Source organism: Sphingomonas sp. (assembly GCF_036677245.1).
GTDB lineage: Bacteria > Pseudomonadota > Alphaproteobacteria > Sphingomonadales > Sphingomonadaceae > Allosphingosinicella.
The window spans coordinates 1-2,062 of the sequence record NZ_JAKFCG010000044.1 but is presented as its reverse complement, the minus strand read 5'-3'; the positions used below and the strand labels follow the sequence as shown (position 1 = coordinate 2,062).

The following is a 2,062-nucleotide window of genomic DNA, read 5'->3' as shown; positions in this document are numbered from 1 at the left end:
CGGTCGAGACACCGCCCGATGCCGAGCCGACCGGCATCCCCAACGATCCGCCGCCGGAGCTACCGCCGAACGCGCCGCCGGAAACCCCGCCGGCGACGCCGGTCGACCTGCCGCCCTCGCGCGGTCCGCGCCAGCCGCAGGAACGGGGCGGGTAGGGCAAACCCGTCTCGTGTCAAAGGCTTGGAGCTGCGCGCGAAGAATCGGTACCCGCGCTTTCGCATCCTGCTCCGGGAGATCGCCGATGGATGATGACCTCGACAGGATGAGCCGCGAGGAGCTGCTGACGGAAGTCCGGCGCCTGCGCGCCGGCATCCGCGAGCATCGCGACGCCACCGGTCATGATCTAGGCTGGCACCATCCGCAGCTTTGGGGATTGCTGCCGGAGCAGATCGAGCCCGAGATCGCCGTTCCGCCTTGGCCGAAATTCCTGCGCGGCTGCCTGCGCTATCGCGAGAGCCTGGAACGGCAGCGCCCTGACGCTGCCGTCTTCGACCGCGAATACGGCGATCAGGTGCCGTCGTCTCGCTAGGAGTGGGGCTTCCCGTCATGGTCGGGCTTGTCCCGACCATCCACGTCTTCGCCTGTTGAGGGCTGTGTTCAAGACGTGGATGCTCGCCACAAGGGCGAGCATGACGGCGGTGGTTGCGAAGCGCTGAGGTCAGAGCGGCGGCGTCGTGCCTTCGCCGAGGTCCCAATAGAGACCGGCCATCATGCCCAGCCCCTCGCGTGCGATCGCGACGGGCAGATGCTCGTCGGGCGCATGCTGGGAGCAGCCCGGATAGGAGTGCGGCACCCAGATGGTGCGCAGGCCCAGGATCTCCGAGAAGATGTCGTTGGGCAGCGAGCCGCCGAGATTGGGTAAAAGCGCCGGCTTCTTGTTAGTCGACTTGGCGATCGAGGCCAGCGCCCAATGGACCCAGGCGTCCTCTGGATCGAGGCGGGTGGCGTTGAAGATCTCGTCGCGGGCGAGCGTGACCTCGACCATGCCGAAACCATGGCGCTTCAGGTGACGGCGCAGCGCCGGCAGCACTTCGTTCGGGTCGATGCCGACGACGAAGCGGAGCTGGCAGCGCGCCCAGGCGCTCGGCGGCACGGCGTTGACCGGGGTCTCGGGCACGCCCGACTTCATCGCCAGTACGTCGAAGGAACACCAGCCGAAGACCTGCTCGGCCGGTGACAGGCCGGGCTCGCCCCATTCGGGATCGATCACCGGGCCGTCCGGACCGCCATCGACCTCGCAATCGGCGAGCGCCTTGCGCACCGGCTCCGGCAGCTCCTTCGGTACCCATTCATGGATGCGGATCTGCCCCGTCGGCGAGGCGATCGAGGCGATGGCATGGGCCAGCTGGATCGCCGGGTCGGAGAGGATGCCGCCCCAATTGCCCGAGTGGTGGCCGCCTTCGCGGGCGTTGATCGTGAGGTCGAAGGTGACGCCGCCGCGCGAGCCGAGGAAGACCGTCGGGCGCTCGGCATTGAGGCGGGGGCCGTCGGAGCCGATCAGCACGTCGGAGCGGAAGAGTTCCTTCTGGTCGGTGCAGAGTTCGCGCAGGCCCGGCGAGCCGCATTCCTCGCCCATTTCGATCAGGTATTTGGCGTTGAAGCCGAGCTTGCCGCGCGTCTCGAGCACGGCGCGTAGCGCGTTGATGTTGATGACGTGCTGGCCCTTGTTGTCGACGACGCCGCGGCCATACCAGCGGTCGCCGCGTTCGGTCAGCGTCCAGGGCGAGAGGCCCTCGCTCCATTGCGCGTCCAAGCCGCGGATCACGTCGCCATGGCCGTAGCCGAAGATCGTCGGCAGGGACGGATCCTCGATGCGCTCGGCGAAGAGGAAGGGGCCGCGCGCCTTCGGATGCGTCAGCGTCTTGCAGGTGAAGCCGAGGCCTTCGAGCAGCGGGCGCATCTCCTTTTCGAGATAGTCGCTGAGCACGGGAGCGCGCTCAGGGTTCTGGCTCTCGGTCGGCATGGCGATGAGGCGGGAGAGATCGTGCTTGAGGCTGCCGGAATCGAAATAATCCTGGGCATGCGCGATCGCCTGGGCGCGGGTCATGGGGTCGTCTCCTCG

At 67.8% G+C, this 2,062-nt stretch carries 2 protein-coding genes; one reads left to right on the top strand and one right to left on the bottom strand.

Annotated features, from left to right (window positions below; genetic code table 11):
- The first annotated feature begins 241 nt into the window (after positions 1-241).
- Positions 242-529, top strand: a complete 288-nt coding sequence (locus V6M48_RS04480; protein ID WP_332811326.1) for a hypothetical protein — start codon at positions 242-244, stop codon at positions 527-529.
- A gap of 129 nt (positions 530-658) precedes the next feature.
- Here the strand turns inward: V6M48_RS04480 and V6M48_RS04475 are convergent, their stop codons facing one another.
- Positions 659-2,047 carry a M20 family metallopeptidase gene (locus tag V6M48_RS04475; protein ID WP_332811325.1) on the bottom strand — a complete coding sequence of 463 codons (1,389 nt, stop codon included), beginning with the start codon at positions 2,045-2,047 and terminating at the stop codon, positions 659-661.
- Positions 2,048-2,062: the final 15 nt, after the last annotated feature.